Below are 17,634 nucleotides of genomic sequence, written 5' to 3'. Positions count from 1 at the left end.
CTTCGACGCGAGCTATAAGGTTGGATGTCAAAGCCACCAGTCAGCATCATTGCTGCCAGAAAAAACAACGGAACATCATCTGAAAATGGGAAAAGCAATGCTTCACGAAAAGAATTCACAGCCATCGCTGAAAGCTAAGGGCCGTGCAAATCGCGGCATGAGTCGCTTGCGGTCGACCGTTGCAGGCATGGCAGCCGTTTTGCTTGCCGACTCAGCATTCTGTCTGCCAGCTCAGGCGCAAACCATCACGGCCGTCATGGAAGGACTGCGCGTCCTTGATCCGGTAATCACAACCGCACACATCACGCGCAACCATGCCTATATGATTTATGATGTGCTGGTCGCCGTTGATGACAAATTTCAGCCACAGCCACAGATGGCAAGCTGGACAGTCTCCGATGACAACAAAACTTATACATTTACGCTGCGTGACGGCCTGAAATTTCACGACGGCGCACCAGTTACAGCTGCGGATGCGGTTGCTTCACTGAAGCGTTGGGGCCAGCGCGATTCCGGCGGGCAGACAATTTTCAAGCTCACGGACAGCCTTGAAGCAAAAGACGACAAGACGATTGTGTGGACGCTAAGCAAGCCATTCCCTCCGCTTCTCGATACAATTGCAAAACAATCCGCACTACCTCCTTTCATCATGCCTGCGCGCATCGCTGCAACGCCAGCAGATACAGCAATCACAGAATATATCGGTTCTGGCCCATTCAAATTTGTTACCGAAAAATTCCAGCCGGGTGTCAGTGCCACTTATGTGAAGTTTGAAGACTATGTGCCGCGCGATGAGCCACCAAGCTGGATGGCAGGCGGCAAAAAGGTCAATGTTGACGAGGTCAACTGGCTTACAATGGCGGACTCGCAGACCGCCGTTAATGCGATCATGTCGGGCGAAGTCGATTTCATCGATCAGGTGCCTGTAGATCTGCTGCCAATCCTCGAGACCAGCGATGATGTTGCTGTCGAGCTTCGCGATGATCTCGGCTATCAGGCAATTGCGCGAATGAACTTCAAGCATCCGCCGTTTGATAACAAGAAAGTTCGTCAAGCAGCGATGAAAGCGCTCAGCCAGAAGGATTTCCTCGCAAACATCGTCGGCAACCCCGACTACTATAAGGTTTGTGGTGCGATCTTTGGTTGCGGAACACCTTTGGGCGATGAAACCGGCGGCGAAACGCTGATCAATGGCGGCGATATTGAAGGTGCTAAGAAGCTCCTTGCAGAATCTGGCTATGATGACACGCCTGTTGTTATTCTTCAGGCTACCGATGTGCGTGTAACGTCATCTCAGCCGATCGTTGCAGCTCAAGCCTTACGTGCTGCAGGCTTTAATGTTGATTTGCAGCCGATGGATTGGCAGTCAATTGTCACGCGCCGGGCCAATCCGGGCAAGCCAAGCGAAGGCGGCTGGAACATGTTCTTTACGAACTGGATCGTGCCAGAAGTCGACAATCCACTGATCAGCCCTATGCTCAATGGTCGTGGTGATCAAGCATGGTTTGGTTGGCCGAAGGATGATGAAATCGAAGCTCTGCGCGAAGAATTCATCGATGCGACAACACCTGAGCAGCGCAAAGAAATCGCCAAGAAGATCCAAATCCATGCGATGGACAATGTGAGCTATGTGCCGCTTGGTCAGTTCTTCTCGCCGCATGCCCGCCGCAAGGTGCTTGAAGATATGGTTATGTCTCCGGTGCAGGTATTCTGGAACGTTAAAAAAGTCGAATAACCCTAGCCTCAATTTTGATACAGGTTGACGGCGCAACGTTCAGCGCCGTCATCACCTCCCGAACTACTCACATGAATCTGAATGCGTTTGATCTGGAAATTCATTCTTTCCGGCTCGTTCTCTTTCGTTTGAAATTTCGACAAGGACAACCCGATGTTTGGTTTTATCCTGCGTCGCATTCTTGCCGTCATCCCTGTGATGGCAATCGTTGCGATCTTTGTTTTCCTCCTTCTGCGTCTGACCCCCGGTGATCCCGCCGCGATCATTGCCGGTGATTCAGCAACGACCGAGCAGCTTGATCGCATCAGGGAGTCGTTGGGGTTGAATCTGCCGCTTCATACTCAGTTTTTCACTTGGGTCGGCCATCTGTTTCAGGGTGATCTCGGAACGTCGCTTATTTCCGGCACGTCAGTCACCACAATGATCGGCCAGCGCATGTGGCCAACCTTGAACATCGCTTTAATGACGATCTTCTTGTCCGTTGCCATTGCAGTTCCGCTGGGAATTTTGGCTGCTTGGCGTCATCGCACATGGATCGATTACGCCGTCATGACGCTCTCGGTGTTGGGCTTCTCGATACCGGTTTTCGTTATCGGCTACCTGTTCATCCAGTTTTTTGCGATTGATCTGCGCTGGTTCCCGGTGCAGGGCTATACCGCTCCGACAGAGAACTTTGGCAAGTTCCTTTCGCGCGCAGCACTCCCCTGTTTTACGCTGGCCGTGATTTATGTGGCGCTTATTGCACGCATGACACGCGCCTCCATGCTTGAAGTGTTGGGTGAGGATTATATCCGCACCGCTCGCGCTAAGGGTGTGCGCGAAAAAGTCGTTCTTTTTCATCATGCATTGCGCAATGCTGCGGTTCCTATTCTCACTGTTATAGGCACAGGCTTTGCTCTGCTGATCGGCGGCGTGGTTGTAACCGAAAGCGTGTTCAATATCCCGGGAATTGGGCGTCTGACCGTGGATGCAGTCCTCGCACGCGACTATCCGGTTATTCAGGGAATGATCCTGCTTACCAGTGCGCTTTACGTGTTCGTCAATCTACTGATTGATCTTTCCTACACGCTCTTTGACCCAAGGATACGCTACTAATGTCAGCCACACCACAACCGGCAGCACGCCTGCAATGGCTGCTGAGCGCTCTGTCCTTCTCAAAAGCAACTCGGCTTGGCATTGGTCCGATCATTGCCGCCGCCGTGCTTATCATTCTCGTCGTGATGACTCTGATCTCACCATGGATTGTCCCGCATGATCCTATGACAATGGATGCCTTGCAGCGTCTGAAGCCACCTTCAGAAACTTATGCGCTGGGTACGGACGGCTATGGTCGTGATCTCTTGTCTCGTGTTCTGATGGGTGGGCGTGTATCGCTGCTCATCGGAATTGGCGCTGCAATTGTCAGCATCTTTCTTGGGCTGATCATTGGCCTGGTTGCGGGCTTCTCCCGCGTTGCTGATGCCATCGTTATGCGTGTTATGGATAGCCTGATGGCGATACCGTCCATCTTGCTGGCCATCGCACTGATCGCGCTAAACGGTGCAAGCATTGGCTCGGTTCTGGCGGCAATCACCATTCCAGAAATTCCGCGCGTTGTCCGTCTGGTACGTTCCATTGTGCTTTCAGCGCGCGAAGAACCCTATATTGAAGCTGCCCTCTCGCTTGGGTCTTCGATGCCAAAAATCATCTGGCAGCATTTAATGCCAAACACACTGGCACCACTGACTGTGCAGGCCACCTATGTCTGTGCATCGGCTATTCTAACCGAAGCTATTCTGTCGTTCCTGGGTGCAGGCATTTCGACCGAAATCCCGACATGGGGCAACATCATGGCTGAAGGCAGATTGTATTTTCAGCTTAAGCCATCGCTGATCTTCTGGCCGGGATTGCTGCTCTCGCTGTGCATCCTTTCCATCAACCTTCTTGGCGATACGGCGCGTGATCTGCTTGATCCACGTCTCAAGAAACGCGAGGGCTGATCATGATTTTTAAGAACCGCAATTTTGATAATGCACCCACAGTGCTCGAAATATCTGATCTGACCGTAAGGCTCGCTGGCAATGCCAATGCAAAGCCGGTTCTCAATGGCATTTCACTGAAAATCAGAAAAGGTGAGACGGTTTGTCTCGTCGGTGAAAGCGGGTCGGGCAAATCCGTCACATCGCTTTCGATCATGGGGCTTTTGCCAAAAGGTGCGCTTGAACCCGCTGGGGGGCAGATCAATATGGAAGGCAAAAATCTTCTCGATCTTGGACCACAGGCAATGCGTGCCATTCGCGCCCGAAAAATATCGATGATCTTTCAGGAGCCGATGACGGCGCTTAATCCGGTTTTGCGCGTTGGCGAACAGATTGAAGAGGTGCTGCGCACGCATTTGAACCTGTCATCCAGCGAACGCAAAGCGCGTGTTCTCAACATCATGGAGCAGGTACACCTGCCCGATATTGATCGCATTTATCGCTCCTATCCGCATCAGCTTTCCGGTGGTCAGCGCCAGCGCATTATGATCGCCATGGCGCTTGTGCTTGAACCGCAATTGCTGATTGCTGATGAGCCGACGACAGCACTTGACGTCACAACGCAAAAGCAAATCCTCAGCCTGATCGCCGAATTGCAGGAAAAGCACGGCACAGCGGTTTTGTTCATTACGCATGATATGGGCGTTGTGGCGGAAATTGCTGATACCGTCCATGTGATGAAAAACGGCAATGTCGTTGAGCATGCACCGGTCGAAAAACTGCTGCGCTCCCCACAGGAAGATTACTCGAAAAAACTGCTGCAATCTGTACCAAGCCTGACGCCACGCGCAGCACGCGCGACTGCTTCTGATGAACTTGCCCTACAGGTTGAAGATCTTCAAAAGGCATACGGAACGCACAAGGTTTTCGTTAAAGGTGAGCATACATTCGCTGCAAGCGATGTAAGTTTCACAATCAAGCGCGGTCGAACACTCGGCATCGTGGGCGAAAGCGGTTCGGGAAAATCGACCGTTGCCCGATGTGTAATGCGTCTTATCGATCCTACGGCGGGCGACATTAGAGTTTCCGATTACAACATCGCCAAGCTTTCGCAACGCCAGCTTAAACCCTATCGCAAGCATATCCAGATCATCTTTCAGGACCCGTTTCGCTCACTTAATCCGCGTTGGACGATTGGCCGAAGCCTTGTTGAAGGTCCGGTCAACATGGGCGTTGATAAACGCACGGCGACAGCGCGCGCAGCGGAACTGCTGCAACTGGTTGGATTACCGGAAGATGCAATCGATCGTTATCCGCACCAGTTCTCCGGTGGCCAACGCCAGCGTATTGCCATTGCAAGAGCCGTTGCCATGGAGCCGGATGTCCTTGTGGCTGACGAGGCGGTTTCTGCACTCGACGTTTCGGTTCAGGCACAGGTGTTACAATTGCTCGATGAATTGCAGGAAAAGCTCGGCATTTCCACCCTTTTCATCACACATGATCTGCGTGTTGCCGCGCAAATTTGTGACGATGTTCTGGTTATGCAGCATGGCCGCATCGTTGAGTATGACACCGCGATCAATGTGCTTTCAGACCCCAAACACGCCTATACGCGCAGCCTGATTGATGCAGCACCTGGCAGGCAGTGGGATTTTGCCCACTTCCGTGAGCTTGGCACAACGACAATCGAAGCACCGCTGAACTGAATTTCATTTTTCCTTAGACTGGATCGAACGTAATCATGACAAAACTTAACGCACTCAGCGCTCAGGAAATGATTAACGGCTACGAAGCCGGAACTTTTTCGCCTGTTGATGTTACCAAAGCGGTTATTGAACATATTGAGCAACACGACCCGCAACTGAATGCGATGTGGTTTGTTGATGCCGAAGGCGCTCTTGAAGCAGCACGCGCATCTGAAGCACGCTGGAAAGCAGGCGATCCAATTCGTGTAAAGGGCGTATCGCTGGATGGTGTTCCCATCACACTCAAAGAAAACATTGCGACCAAAGGCGTGCCGATGCCGCTGGGCACGGCCTCTGGCGACATGACACCGAAGAGCGCAGATTCACCACCCGCCGCCCGCCTGCGCGAGGCTGGTTCAGTGTTTCTCGGACGAACCACAATGCCGGATTTCGGGATGGCATCGTCCGGTACATCAAGCTTCCACAAACTCGCCCGCAATCCTTGGAATCTGGAAAAGAACCCCGGCGGATCGAGTGCCGGTGCTGCTGCTGCCGGTGCTGCGGGCTATGGCCCCATTCATCTGGGAACGGATATCGGCGGTTCTGTTCGGCTACCGGCTGCATGGTGTGGTCTGGTCGGGCATAAGCCAAGCTTGGGACGCATTCCTATCGAGCCACCTTTTATGGGACGTGCCGCAGGTCCGATGACGCGTCGCGTTCACGATGCAGCAATGGCCATGGCTATTCTGTCCCAACCAGACAGTCGCGATCACATGAGCCTCCCAGAAGCCGACATTGATTGGCTAAATCTTGAGCGTAGCGTTCGTGGCTTAAAGATTGGCCTTCTTCTCGACCCGGGCTGCGGAATGGCTGTCGATCCGCAAGTAACCGCTGCCGTCACGGAGGCCGCCAAATTATTCGAAAGTGCCGGTGCACATGTCGAACTTTTAAAGCCTTGGATGACGCCTGAGATGCTTCGTGGTCTGGATCATTTCTGGCGCACAAGATCCGGTTTAGATGTGCAGGCCCTTCCAGAGCAAACACGTGAGAAAATCCTTCCCATCATGCGTGAATGGGCTGAATCCGGCCTTGGAAAAACAGGGGAAGAAGTCTTCCGTAACTATTTGATGACGCTGGAGATCAGGTCAAAGACTGTCGCGGCGACTGCCGATTACGATTTTGTTTTGACGCCAATTTCACCCAATGTCAGCTTTCCAGCAGAGTGGACATATCCAAACAACAACACTGTTGAGGGTGCACAATCACACATCAATTTCACGCTGTTGTTCAATATGAGCGAACAGCCTGCCATTTCTGTTAATTGTGGATATGACAGTGCTGGCGTGCCAATCGGGTTGCAGATTGCTGGGCGTCGCTTTGACGATCTGGGCGTGTTGCAAATGGCAACAGCTTTCGAACAAATGCGTGGCCCCCAGCGCGCCTGGCCTTTCTAAACATCCAGCAATATCGGGCAGTGATCATAAGTCCCTGCCCGCCTTTAAACGCCAGCTTTGTTGCCTCTTGTCAAACATCTCAACTGATACATATCCATCCTTATCTTGTGGAATATGGAGAGTAAAATGGGTGAAGCAGGTGTAGGCTGGATCGCAGCAATCATTATCGGTGGTCTTGCAGGTTGGATTGCGTCCAATTTCATGAATAGTAACACTGGCATATTCATGAATATTATTTTGGGCATTATCGGTGCGGGCATTGCCAGCTTTTTATTCGGCCTTCTGGGCGTATCGTTCGGTGGCTGGCTTGGCTACCTGATTGCTGGCTTCATCGGTGCATGCATATTGATTTGGGTCGCGCGAGCGATAACGTAACGTCAGCGACGATCTATTAAAGCCCCGCATTTTCGGGGCTTTTTCTATTTTACAGACTGAATACCGATCAACTATTCATGATTAGCTAATTTAAACTCATTTTAAATTGAAACACCCTATTTATTGCGTCTAATAAAGATGTGCTGAATGTTGACGGAGTTGTAGGGTGATACGGATACTATTTCTTCTGCTAGGTCGCGAGATTATTCAGCGACACTGGAGAACCCTTCTGGTGGTATCCGCTTTATGGATTATCGGCGGTGCGTTAATCGTTATCGATGCACTCGACGGTAAAACTCTTATCCCAACACGTATTTTTGGGTATTTTCTGCTTCCAGAGGCAGCACTGTGCCTTTTTGCAGCGTTTGCAAGCCAAGGCACGGCACGAAGAATGCGCATCGTGCAAGGCGTTGCTCTGTCAGGCGTTAGCATATTAATCCTAACCTCTACTCCAGCGAGTAACTTCGCACTCGCGGTTTTATTCGGCCTTTGCTTCTTCATTGACGGCGTTGTGCGTATCGGCAGTGCATGGGTTGTCCGTTATCCGCGCTGGAAAGTCGGCCTCATCGGTGGCGTTGTTGAAGTTCTGATAGCAATTTTCACGCTTCAACCTTGGCCGACGTGGTACGCTGGAACTGTCGGCGTCAATGTCGGCGCTGTACTTGTTTTGACTGGCATAGGCCTGCTCAACATTGCGTTCCGAATTAAACGTCTGGAAGCCGACGCATCGCTAACAAGCATTTTGAGTAGAAATCCTTTCAATTATCGCGCCGCACAGATTTATAAAAAGCGAACAGCACGCAACCGTAAAAAGCTAATAGTTCACGTCTGGACGCCAACTGGTACGGCAATGACGTCGCTGCGACAGCGTGCAATCAATCGCTACATAGCGGCAGTTGATAATAATGGTGTGATCTCGACAGGACATTCTGCACTGGAAATGTCACCCGATGTCTATATCAGTCATTATCCGGCAGCCGAAATTGACCGCAATCCGGATGAGTTCACGCGCACATTGCGCGCGACACCAGACAATAATGTTCCGGGCCGCTTTTTGCCAAGTTACGAGTTTGAATCCAACGATTGGTGTCCATCAACCGTAAAAGTGGAAATCAACAATATCGACGCAGCACGGCTGCGCCGGTTTTGGAAACACTATCGCGAAACTGACACCTATAATCTGACAAACAGAAACTGTTCAAGCGCAGTCGCAGATGCACTCGATGCCGCTCTTGAAGGTGTCTATCGCGAACACAGATGGCCAGTATTCAAAGCGCTACAAGCCCTTGTATTTCCGGAATTATGGGCAGCTGGGCTCATGCGAAAACGCGCTGAATCCATGGCGTGGACACCCGGACTTGTCCTTGACTATGCACGTGCATTATCAGCTTTGGTCGACCATTCCGAACGCCCGTCAGCAAAACAGAGCTTCCGTCTTGTGAAAAAATATTCACCACGCAAATCGAAGGCTCGTGCCGGTTAAAACACGTGTTAATGCCACATGATTTAACTTGATTATTTTACTCATATTAAATAGATTTCTCTGATCTATCATACAATAAAATGGATCAGGCCGAAGTGCATTTTATATCAGGTACTCGCGTTTTACCTTTCGGCAGAGTCGCAAAATCTTTGCTGGTGCTCGTAATTCTTTGCATCGCACCACCGACAGCATTTGCCGAAAGCGATGAAGCAAAACGCATCGTCTCACTCGGCCCTGACGTGACCGAGATCATATTCGCGCTTGGGGCTGGCGATAAAGTTATCGCAGTCGACCGCAGCAGCAAATATCCCGCTGAAACAGCGAACAAGACAAATGTAGGCTATCGCCGCAGTCTGTCGCCGGAAGGCATTCTGGCGCTTAATACCGACCTTATCATTGCTTCCGAAGATATTGGGCCACCTGAAACAACCGATGTGCTCAATCAATCGGCGGTCGAAGTGTTTTATGTGCCCGTTGACAACAGCCGCGAGGGCCTCATCAAAAAAATCGGGCTGATCGCAAAGCGGCTTGGAGTTGAGAAGCAGGGTGAAGCTCTGACACAGACGGTTATAGATGATTTCGATGCAGCCACGGCCTATGCCAAAAAGGTTTCGGCGGACAAGCAGAAAAAAGTTGTATTTTTCCACGGCCTTGCAAAGCTGAGTGGTGCCGGAAGCGACACAGCGGCAGATGCGTTTATTCGCTATGCTGGCGGGACAAACCCTTTGTCTATTTATTCTGGATATAAGCCAGTATCGGAAGAATGGCTGGTCAAGGCGGAACCAGATGTAGTTCTGATGCTATCAGATGGTGCAGGCGGGCCAACACGCGAGGATGTTTTCTCCCATAAAGCATTACAAGAGACTCCCGCTGCACGCAGTCAGTCACTGGTTGTTCTTGAAGGGCCTTACATGCTGGGATTTGGCCCACGCACAGCCGAAGCGATCCGTAAGCTGGCGGCTGCGCTCTACGAATAACTCAACAAAGAGCCCCGGAAAACCGGGGCTTCATCACTTCCGATATTCAATGATGTTTATTAAGCACTCGCAGATGCGGCCTGAGAAACACTCAGAACGCTAAGCTCGTGTGCCTTGCCATCACGTGCAGTCCAGGACATCGACTGACCGGGCGTCAAGCCAATAAGTGCTGTACCAATCGGCGTGAGAATCGAAATCTTACCCTGCGCAATATCTGCTTCACCCGGATAGACCAGTGTTACCTTCCGTTCGTGGCCATCATTGGAGCGAAACTCCACAGTCGAGCCCATGCAAACAACATCAAGCGGCAGCTTCTTCTGCGGAACGACCTTTGCGCGATCCAATTCCTGTAACAGTTCCTCAGCAACTTCTTCCAGTTTTTCGGAGACGTTACCGGCCAGAATTGTCAGGCGTTCGTTGTCGATGTCGCTTACAACGATCTTTGGCTTCTTACGGTTCTTTACGCTCATGACGTTCGCTCACTGCTGTCTAGTGATGATTGCTCTCCGCGACGATTCTCGTCCGGAATAACTGATTATTTTTTTAAGAAAGCGCTTTTAACAATTCCGCTTGCAGCCAAGCGGCAAACCGTCCCCCGGAATCCTCTGCGCTAAGCAGGACTCGAGGGTTGCTATCCCATGATCGGTTGGAACCGATGGAGTATGGATGCGAAACGGTTGTTCATGTTGCTAAACTTGGTGATATCCTTGGCAATGTCAAGTGCACAACTGACAGTGTGACCGAGTAACGATGGTATTACTGTGGTTTAATGCTATAAATCGATGTTCCTTTTATGTTCACAAAGCAGCATCCAGCTATGATCGATTCACATGCCGCAAATAATTCGGAGCAAGGTTTCTGCCGCGATTGCCTATCGCCGCAAAAGCTTGCAACGACGCGACGTTGCAATACGTGCGGCAGTCCGCGGCTTGTACGTCATGCAGAGCTTTACAAACTCTCACTGGCCCATGTCGATTGTGATGCTTTTTATGCTTCTGTTGAAAAGCGTGACAATCCAGATATTCGCGACAAACCAGTCATTATTGGCGGCGGTACGCGCGGGGTCGTCTCCACCGCCTGTTATATAGCGCGCATTCATGGTGTGCGCTCCGCCATGCCTATGTTTAAAGCGCTGGAAGCTTGCCCAGAAGCTGTGGTTGTTAAACCCAACATGGAAAAATACGCACGTGTAGGCCGTGAAGTTCGACAACTGATGCATGAACTTACGCCGCTCGTCGAACCCATCTCTATTGATGAAGCATTCCTTGATCTCGAAGGCACCGAACGCTTGCACCGCGCACCTGCAGCTTTGGTTCTTGCTCGCTTCGCCAAACGTGTCGAAGACGAAATTGGCATTACAATTTCAGTCGGGCTTTCCTATTGCAAATACCTCGCCAAGATAGCCTCTGATCTACAAAAACCACGTGGATTTTCTGTCATCGGAGAAGCCGAAGCACTGGATTTCCTGCGTGATAAGCCGGTGAGTATGATCTGGGGAGTTGGAAAGTCGTTTAATGCGAAGCTGGAAAGCGATGGCATTCGTACAATCGGCCAATTGCAGACAATGGATGAAGGCTCGCTGATGAAGGCTTACGGCACGATGGGCCAGCGCCTTTTCAGACTGTCACGCGGACAAGACAGCCGCAAAGTCGAACCAGAACACGACATGAAAAGCGTTTCCGCAGAAACCACCTTCAACAAAGATCTCTCGCAAGAGCGCGATCTCGTACCTGTCCTACGTGCATTGTCGGAAAAGGTTTCGCATCGTCTTAAAAATGCTGACATTGCTGGGCGCACTGTCATCCTTAAACTCAAGACGCAGGATTTCAAGCTACGGACCCGCAATCGCCAGCTCGCAGACCCCACACAGCTTGCTGATCGCATTTTCCGCACAGGCCTTCAGCTTTTAGAAAAAGAACTGGATGGCACCAAATTCAGACTACTGGGTATTGGTGTAGGAGAATTGTCAACCGATGATCGCGCGGATCCGCCGGATCTGGTTGATACGGCAGCCACAAAGCGTGCGGTAGCGGAAGGCGCAATTGATAGCTTACGCAACAAGTTTGGGCGCAATGCGGTGGAAACTGGCTACACCTTTTCCAAAGGCAATCTAGCGAGAACACAAACACCGTCGGATCGAGACCCAGATGAGTAATCGCAATTAAGACATTTAATTAGAAAGCCTTGGAGAAATGTCGCACAATTGTCCGTAACGGCTTGACGAAGCGTGTCTGGATCAATATTGGAACTCATCAAGAGTGGACTGACTGATTTGACAGCGCTCTTCGGAAGGCCTCATGGCGGAGTGGTTACGCAGAGGACTGCAAATCCTTGCACCCCGGTTCGATTCCGGGTGAGGCCTCCAACATTTACCCAAAATCATTATAACTGATTGAAATCACTTTGATACTTATCAAGGTGTGGCAATCGGTTCTCAACGTGTTCCGCCACACCTAAGTCGGGTGTGGCAATCGGTTCACCTTCCACCCCTTCACGCAAAATAAATTTCATCTGTGCATGCGGCGTATTGACTCTTTCTATTAGCATGAACAAAATAAGAACATCGATGGCGGTCATGTTTAACACAGATATACGGATGGCGTGTGTATCTGCTTTTTAATGGAGCAGTACAATGAATGCGGTTACGCAAGAAAATGAATACGACAATGAAATCGAGCTCGTCCTCGCCTATCACAAGGGCGACGTGCGAGCAGCGATTGAAGCGCTTTTGAAAGACCGTGATTTCCTCGTCAAAGAAATCGAGTATGCCAGCCTTGCAATGTCGATGGGCTTCGCTCGCGGCTGGAAGCCAACTGTGTTTACAAAATGAGCAGATCACGCGTCGAGCCACCAAAGATGCTGATCAACAAGGAAGTGCCAAAAGCTTGTTTTAAATTGTGGCAGGTCAATTTCTTATAGCAGGAATAACGGCTTCCATTCTCTGAGTATAAATTTCTCCACAAAGTTTACTATGGCGTGAACATTGGCGTAAAGTTTGAATATCAAGCTTTAATGAAACTTGTTCCACCAAATATCATCAATAGGTTGCGGCCATATATTTAGCCCATTAGAAAATGATACCTATAACTGCAAAAAATGGAGAAATATATGCGCCGTCTAATTATTGCAGCAGCAATTACCGGAACAACATTGACTTCCGCATTTGCTCAACAGCCAACGCCTGAACAGATGGAAATGGCTTACAATGCCGCGCGCAATCAGCTTGGCGTGCTCTCATACTGCCAAGAAAAGGGATTTATTGACGGCAGCGCAATCGAAGTTCAGGCAAAGTTGATGACGCTAGTTCCAACTCCTGCTGACGTATCTAAGGGCGATGCAGCTGAAGCCCTCGGTAAAGAAGGGAAAGTTTCCGCTATGGGCATGGAGCAGGACATTCAAACGTCAGCAAAAGCTCAGGGCATCGATGAAGCTAAGCTTTGCGAAATGATGGCTAGCACCATTAAACAAGCAGCAGCCAACTTGCCAAAGTAAAAAACAGCCCCGCTCCTATTCAGTGCAGCGGGGCTGTTTCTTATCCTGTACCAGTACAGCAAGAGCCTGATCGAGACGGGTGTTTGTACCCCTTGACGCTTCTCTGGTCTCGTCCCTCAATTCACGCACGCTATCCCGCAACTGTTTCACATGATCGTCTAAATCAACACGTCGAACATACTCATCTCGTGTTCGGTTGATCCATTCATGTAGCTGATTACTCCCTGATTGATTTTCTCAGAGAGCGATCGGAACGCAGCAACCAACGCGATGACAAATGAAACAATCATTGACGCGGATATCTACGATATGAAGCGGTACTGCACCCGCAAAAAACAAGAACAGACGACAGCAAAGCTGCTGCCATGACACTGAAGCCAAAGAGCATATCGTTCTCCTATGTTTGGACAATAAAAAAGCCGCACTAGGCGTGGCTGAAAAGTCCGGATTATCCGGTTTATGGAACACCACCTACCTAACCAGACAAGCGGTTGATTTAGTTAAATATTTCGGCCAATTACGGGAAATTCCCATGATTTAAGCACCACCATCAATACCTGTGCTTTGTGCGGAAACCTTTCGGGCATTATTCGAGTGATCGACCTCATTTTGAAAGGATCGATCCCATGCAGCGCCCTAGCTTTTCCGATATTCTCAACCTCTTACGCCTCATCCTTGACGCCGGGAAGGTATTCGGTTGGTGGTGACCAGAACGGGTCTGGCGCTACCCAGACAGTGGGAGTAAATCGTGGTGTGCGTTGCACCAACACCTTCTATACTCAGGCTGCTTGCTCACGGTGCACCGTTATCGCATCTGACCTTGCGCTTCTGCTTTCAGCGCCGCCGTTCTGATTTGGTAAACGAATTAAGATACGATATGTAGCCCGTGTCTATACTCATCTAAGGGCTAAAATCGTGAGATATATATCAAAAATCTTTGCTTCTGTTCTGGGCCTAGTCATCTCACCAGAGCCCGCTCTAACTTCAACTATTGCCGGACGGATCGCGATACACATCAAACTTGCTGATGATAATTTTGGCGCATCAGGAGAAACATTCGAACTATACTCATTCGAAGATGAACTGGAACAAGCGATGGGGGATGCTGCAAGTCTTGAAGGGCATGAGATAGGCGGTGGATATTTTAAATCCTATTTCACTGCTTCAAATATCGATATAGCCCTTAGACAATCACATGAGATGCTCAGTTCCCATGAATTCAAGTCGACTTCCTTTATTCTAATTACCTATTCAGACAACCAAACTAAGCGAATTGAATTGCCGATAACTGAGCAATGATCTTTGCGCTAGTCGGACTCTGTTGGGCGAGGCTCTCACAACGTCTTTACGCCACCATTAACCAACCATGGCTATTTTCGCTGGCCGTCAGCTACTTGCGAGGATCGGCGCTTATACGCTTGATGTGCAAAACGCCCTCGCATTCCGTTGAGGCGTCACACCTCATTCTCGAACCATCGCCGATGCATCCGGCCCATAAACTCTGTAGTTACTGAAAATCCTGAGGCATCGCCAATTACCGCGTCAATTCCACAGCGAGGGCATATGGCTGTATCGTCATCGTCAGTCCATTCGGCAACTTCATTTGGACTGTATATTTCAAGACAATAGAAACAACCGCATTTTGCGCTAACGGTTAACTCTGACCAATTGTGAATGCATCGCTTATGAGCTTCGATAATATCCACTATTGCACCAAACTTGGCTGTAAATATCTAATAAAAAAGCGTCCCGTAGGACGATTGAAAAGCACTCGGCAACTTTACGCAAATAACCACGATATAAAATATAGCGTAATTCGCTTAAGCGGGCAACTATCCATCGCGTTTTATATCCCCAATGCACAGCCAATTCTTTAAGGCCATCTTTGATATAATCGCTAAACGTTGTCTTCTCGCGCTGTGTCTTGGCAATGTCGGCAATTTCCGTACCTGGCCCGACAACCTTGATCATAATGTTGAAAGTACGTTTGCCAAGGACATACGAGCATTCGTTCAATTGCTGCGTGGCGTCGACAACACGATCTGGAAGTGGTCTATGCCCTTTTGCCGCCATCAACCTGAACGGGCCCGTAATCGATGGCGATTGCGCCTTTCGCCCCTGATTGCTCCCAATACATGCGGAATCTGCCAGCTGCTGCCCACTGTGCATCATTAATATGGCCGCGTGCATACAGCGTATCCCAGACAGACGGCAGGAAGCCTCGCAAGCCAGAGGAATGGAAAGTTCTTTTGGTGTCTGGGCATTCCGTCGCCACGAAACAGCAGGCAGAAATTGTCCCCGGACTGGAAGGTGAATTCATCAACATTTGCGAAAGCACAGCTCGCATGTCGGTTGAGCGAGCCTGTGGCAGAACGGATACAGACATTTGCAGTCAATGAAGTTAATTCACCTAAAGCAGAAAATATGCACTTTAAGGGCTTGGGCAACATTATGAAAATCAAAACAATATTATTGGCATCGACAATCACATTTCTGAGTTTGTCGGCAGCTAATGCCGCTGATGCTATACAGTATCAAGAACCGACCCCAGCTATTGCTGCCCCGTCTTTTACATGGAATGGAGCATATATTGGCGGACAAATTGGGTACGGTTGGGGCAAGTCGCATTATACCTCATTGCTCAATAGCGGCGAATTGAAGCCAAATGGCTTCCTTGGCGGTATTTATGCTGGCTACAATTTTGCGCTTGAAAACAACTTCGTCCTTGGTGCCGATATTGACGTTACATATAACGATCTGAAAAAGCATAATGCCAACCAATCAGAAGAATTCGAAACCGAATTGCGTTGGTCAGGTGCGGCGCGAGTTCGTGCGGGCTACGCAGTTGACCGCTTTTTGCCATACATCGCGGGCGGCGTAGCTTTCGGTCAGGTACAGAACAAATATAGCATTACCGGTATCAACAGAACTTATTCTGATAAGGAGACCGTTACAGGCTGGACGCTTGGTGCAGGCGTTGACTATGCGGTAACTGATAATGTGATCGTCCGCTTTGAGTACCGCTATACAGATTTTGGTCGTAAAGACTTCGATTTCGGCGGTTCGGATGGTGTACCTAATAAATTCAAAACAAACGACATCCGTCTTGGAGTTGCTTACAAGTTCTAATTTGCTTCCTAATCAATACAACAGCCGCCCTGCTCCAGCCGGGCGGCTTTTTTCATTTCTTGTCCAGTGCCAGCACTGCAAGGACTTGATCGAGACGTTTATTCGTACCCGTTGACGCTTCTCTGGTTTTGTCCCTCACTTCGCGTAGCCACATCTAAATCCGGTGTGGCAATCTGCTCAATTTGCACCCTCTACATTCATAAATAAATTTCAGGCTGCACTGCTTCGATCCGCGGTAATATCTCAATAACAAGACACATGTTACTCGTGAACTATGGCAACGCGCGGCAAGCTCTGAAGGGGAGCTGAATAGTCACGCTGCAAGCGACGCATCCAAACCATTCAAGTACTCAATCAGTTCTTCCGCATCCCGCTTTTTAAGCGAACAACAAAATTGACCGTTCAGCGACACCGGTTGATTGGTGACTGTTTCCCTGACTTCCCATAAGCCGTTTTGTTGTTCGGAGAGGTAGTAAAAATTATCAACCGAAATTGTTTGAATAGGCATTTGCGTTCCCAAAAAGCATTCAACTTGCCGCAATAACGTGGGTAGAAATCATTGGTTCCCAACCTTTGGAATAATAAATTGAACGGTCAGCTACATAGCGCTGCAAGAAAGGCTGCGAGTGATTACTAAGAGAATAATCATCTATATCGCGGCAGTTGTCGCCCTGATCATTGCCTATCAGCAAATACCGGACATTGTCATCGGAGAGAGGGCGCAAGGGAGCTATGAAGGAGGGGCAGCCTCAGACGCTGATGTATCGAAAGCGATAAGAGACGCGCAGGAAGCCGCCGACAAAGCTGGCCGCGCCAGACTACGAGAAGGGGAAGAGTGAGAAGTCCTAAAAGCAGTAGATATTGCAGAGGGTATCGAGGGCACAACCTCCTCATTTACACCCACGAGTGCGCCCCCCCGGATTTGATTGCCTTCTAATAGTGTTTTTCTTTGTCAACTTATCCCAAAGTAGGGAATGCTAATCTTTTACCGTCTGGTAAAGAACACCTGCACTTTACAGGCGGGGCTCAGCTTGGGGTGCAGCCCCGGATTGCCCGCCAGCATCTGGGGCATCTAATTTACTTAGAGTGCTCTTAAGAACATTTTGCATATTGCGTTATCTGGCCAACACCCGTTGCCAACATTGATGGCACCACCTTCGCACCTCCAGTTCCTGCCCCTCGCCGATGAGCTAATAGTGCTCAACTACAACCGTAAGCGGTGTCTCACTCACACCGGGCCGGTATAATTCCATGGTAATAGTTGGTCGATTTGGCTCTGCTTATGGCCATTGACGATTGCGGTGAGGGTAGCGGTCAGCCACTTTTGCGGATCGACTGAATTGAGT

General features: G+C 49.8%; 20 protein-coding genes and 1 tRNA gene. 16 read left to right on the top strand and 5 right to left on the bottom strand.

All coding sequences use genetic code 11. The annotated features are described in order from the left end of the window. Positions 1 to 157: 157 nt before the first annotated feature. The 8 genes from WH356_RS16350 to WH356_RS16315 all read left to right on the top strand — a co-directional run bounded on the left by WH356_RS16350 (position 158) and on the right by WH356_RS16315 (position 9,667). A complete protein-coding gene (locus WH356_RS16350) occupies positions 158 to 1,735 on the top strand; it encodes an ABC transporter substrate-binding protein (protein WP_421566016.1) in 1,578 nt (525 codons plus the stop codon). 153 nt (positions 1,736 to 1,888) lie between these two features. Beyond that, positions 1,889 to 2,830, top strand: coding sequence for an ABC transporter permease (locus WH356_RS16345; RefSeq protein ID WP_339512657.1), 942 nt, complete (start codon positions 1,889 to 1,891; stop codon positions 2,828 to 2,830). Continuing rightward, the gene (locus tag WH356_RS16340; protein ID WP_339512655.1) at positions 2,830 to 3,714 is read left to right on the top strand and encodes an ABC transporter permease; all 885 of its coding nucleotides are present in this window, start codon (positions 2,830 to 2,832) and stop codon (positions 3,712 to 3,714) included. The genes WH356_RS16345 and WH356_RS16340 overlap by 1 nt, the downstream gene beginning before the upstream one ends. A 2-nt stretch (positions 3,715 to 3,716) precedes the next feature. Continuing rightward, on the top strand, positions 3,717 to 5,399 hold the full coding sequence (locus WH356_RS16335) for an ABC transporter ATP-binding protein (RefSeq protein ID WP_339512653.1): 1,683 nt from the start codon (positions 3,717 to 3,719) through the stop codon (positions 5,397 to 5,399). Between the two features lie 35 nt (positions 5,400 to 5,434). Continuing rightward, positions 5,435 to 6,832, top strand: a complete 1,398-nt coding sequence (locus WH356_RS16330; protein WP_339512651.1) for an amidase — start codon at positions 5,435 to 5,437, stop codon at positions 6,830 to 6,832. Positions 6,833 to 6,958: 126 nt separating this feature from the next. Next, positions 6,959 to 7,207 (top strand): GlsB/YeaQ/YmgE family stress response membrane protein, encoded by a 249-nt coding sequence (locus WH356_RS16325; protein ID WP_339512649.1) that lies wholly within the window; start codon positions 6,959 to 6,961, stop codon positions 7,205 to 7,207. A gap of 232 nt (positions 7,208 to 7,439) precedes the next feature. Beyond that, complete coding sequence (locus tag WH356_RS16320; protein ID WP_339512647.1) at positions 7,440 to 8,690, top strand: HdeD family acid-resistance protein; 1,251 nt, start codon at positions 7,440 to 7,442, stop codon at positions 8,688 to 8,690. Between the two features lie 155 nt (positions 8,691 to 8,845). Further along, positions 8,846 to 9,667 (top strand): heme/hemin ABC transporter substrate-binding protein, encoded by an 822-nt coding sequence (locus WH356_RS16315; RefSeq protein ID WP_339512864.1) that lies wholly within the window; start codon positions 8,846 to 8,848, stop codon positions 9,665 to 9,667. 59 nt (positions 9,668 to 9,726) lie between these two features. On the opposite strand, the gene rnk is transcribed toward WH356_RS16315, so the two are convergent. Next, positions 9,727 to 10,137 carry a nucleoside diphosphate kinase regulator gene (gene rnk, locus WH356_RS16310; RefSeq protein WP_310012112.1) on the bottom strand — a complete coding sequence of 137 codons (411 nt, stop codon included), beginning with the start codon at positions 10,135 to 10,137 and terminating at the stop codon, positions 9,727 to 9,729. Positions 10,138 to 10,484: 347 nt separating this feature from the next. Here rnk and WH356_RS16305 point away from each other — a divergent pair, with 347 nt between their 5' ends. Then, positions 10,485 to 11,822: a DNA polymerase IV gene (locus tag WH356_RS16305; protein ID WP_339512644.1), complete on the top strand. Its 1,338-nt coding sequence runs from the start codon at positions 10,485 to 10,487 to the stop codon at positions 11,820 to 11,822. 136 nt (positions 11,823 to 11,958) lie between these two features. After that, a tRNA-Cys gene (locus WH356_RS16300) sits at positions 11,959 to 12,032 on the top strand. A 17-nt stretch (positions 12,033 to 12,049) separates the two neighbouring features. Here the strand turns inward: WH356_RS16300 and WH356_RS16295 are convergent. Continuing rightward, a complete protein-coding gene (locus WH356_RS16295; RefSeq protein ID WP_339512642.1) occupies positions 12,050 to 12,244 on the bottom strand; it encodes a hypothetical protein in 195 nt (64 codons plus the stop codon). Between the two features lie 55 nt (positions 12,245 to 12,299). On the opposite strand from WH356_RS16295, the gene WH356_RS16290 reads away from it, so the two are divergent. The 3 genes from WH356_RS16290 to WH356_RS16280 all read left to right on the top strand — a co-directional run bounded on the left by WH356_RS16290 (position 12,300) and on the right by WH356_RS16280 (position 14,458). Then, positions 12,300 to 12,497 (top strand): hypothetical protein, encoded by a 198-nt coding sequence (locus WH356_RS16290; RefSeq protein WP_310012123.1) that lies wholly within the window; start codon positions 12,300 to 12,302, stop codon positions 12,495 to 12,497. A 266-nt stretch (positions 12,498 to 12,763) separates the two neighbouring features. Next, positions 12,764 to 13,159: a pore-forming ESAT-6 family protein gene (locus WH356_RS16285; RefSeq protein WP_310014484.1), complete on the top strand. Its 396-nt coding sequence runs from the start codon at positions 12,764 to 12,766 to the stop codon at positions 13,157 to 13,159. A gap of 915 nt (positions 13,160 to 14,074) precedes the next feature. Then, positions 14,075 to 14,458: a hypothetical protein gene (locus tag WH356_RS16280; RefSeq protein WP_339512639.1), complete on the top strand. Its 384-nt coding sequence runs from the start codon at positions 14,075 to 14,077 to the stop codon at positions 14,456 to 14,458. Between the two features lie 384 nt (positions 14,459 to 14,842). Here WH356_RS16280 and WH356_RS16275 read toward each other — a convergent pair whose 3' ends face one another. Next, entirely contained in the window at positions 14,843 to 15,349 is a 507-nt protein-coding gene (locus WH356_RS16275) for a hypothetical protein (protein WP_339512880.1), read from the bottom strand. On the opposite strand from WH356_RS16275, the gene WH356_RS16270 reads away from it, so the two are divergent. After that, the gene (locus WH356_RS16270) at positions 15,256 to 15,558 is read left to right on the top strand and encodes a recombination protein NinB (protein WP_339512637.1); all 303 of its coding nucleotides are present in this window, start codon (positions 15,256 to 15,258) and stop codon (positions 15,556 to 15,558) included. The two genes, WH356_RS16275 and WH356_RS16270, sit on opposite strands and share 94 nt — an antisense overlap. Positions 15,559 to 15,610: 52 nt before the next feature. Further along, positions 15,611 to 16,288 (top strand): outer membrane protein, encoded by a 678-nt coding sequence (locus WH356_RS16265; RefSeq protein ID WP_339512862.1) that lies wholly within the window; start codon positions 15,611 to 15,613, stop codon positions 16,286 to 16,288. Positions 16,289 to 16,601: 313 nt separating this feature from the next. Here the strand turns inward: WH356_RS16265 and WH356_RS16260 are convergent, their stop codons facing one another. Next, entirely contained in the window at positions 16,602 to 16,796 is a 195-nt protein-coding gene (locus WH356_RS16260; protein ID WP_310012136.1) for a hypothetical protein, read from the bottom strand. A gap of 118 nt (positions 16,797 to 16,914) precedes the next feature. Here WH356_RS16260 and WH356_RS16255 point away from each other — a divergent pair, with 118 nt between their 5' ends. Continuing rightward, positions 16,915 to 17,127: a hypothetical protein gene (locus tag WH356_RS16255; protein WP_339512635.1), complete on the top strand. Its 213-nt coding sequence runs from the start codon at positions 16,915 to 16,917 to the stop codon at positions 17,125 to 17,127. Positions 17,128 to 17,516: 389 nt separating this feature from the next. Here WH356_RS16255 and WH356_RS16250 read toward each other — a convergent pair. Continuing rightward, on the bottom strand, positions 17,517 to 17,634 hold a 118-nt coding region (locus WH356_RS16250), incomplete at its 5' end, for a transposase domain-containing protein (protein WP_339512860.1).

This window comes from Ochrobactrum sp. MYb379 (genome assembly GCF_037479515.1).
GTDB lineage: Bacteria > Pseudomonadota > Alphaproteobacteria > Rhizobiales > Rhizobiaceae > Brucella.
This window is presented reverse-complemented; position numbering and strand designations above follow the sequence as displayed.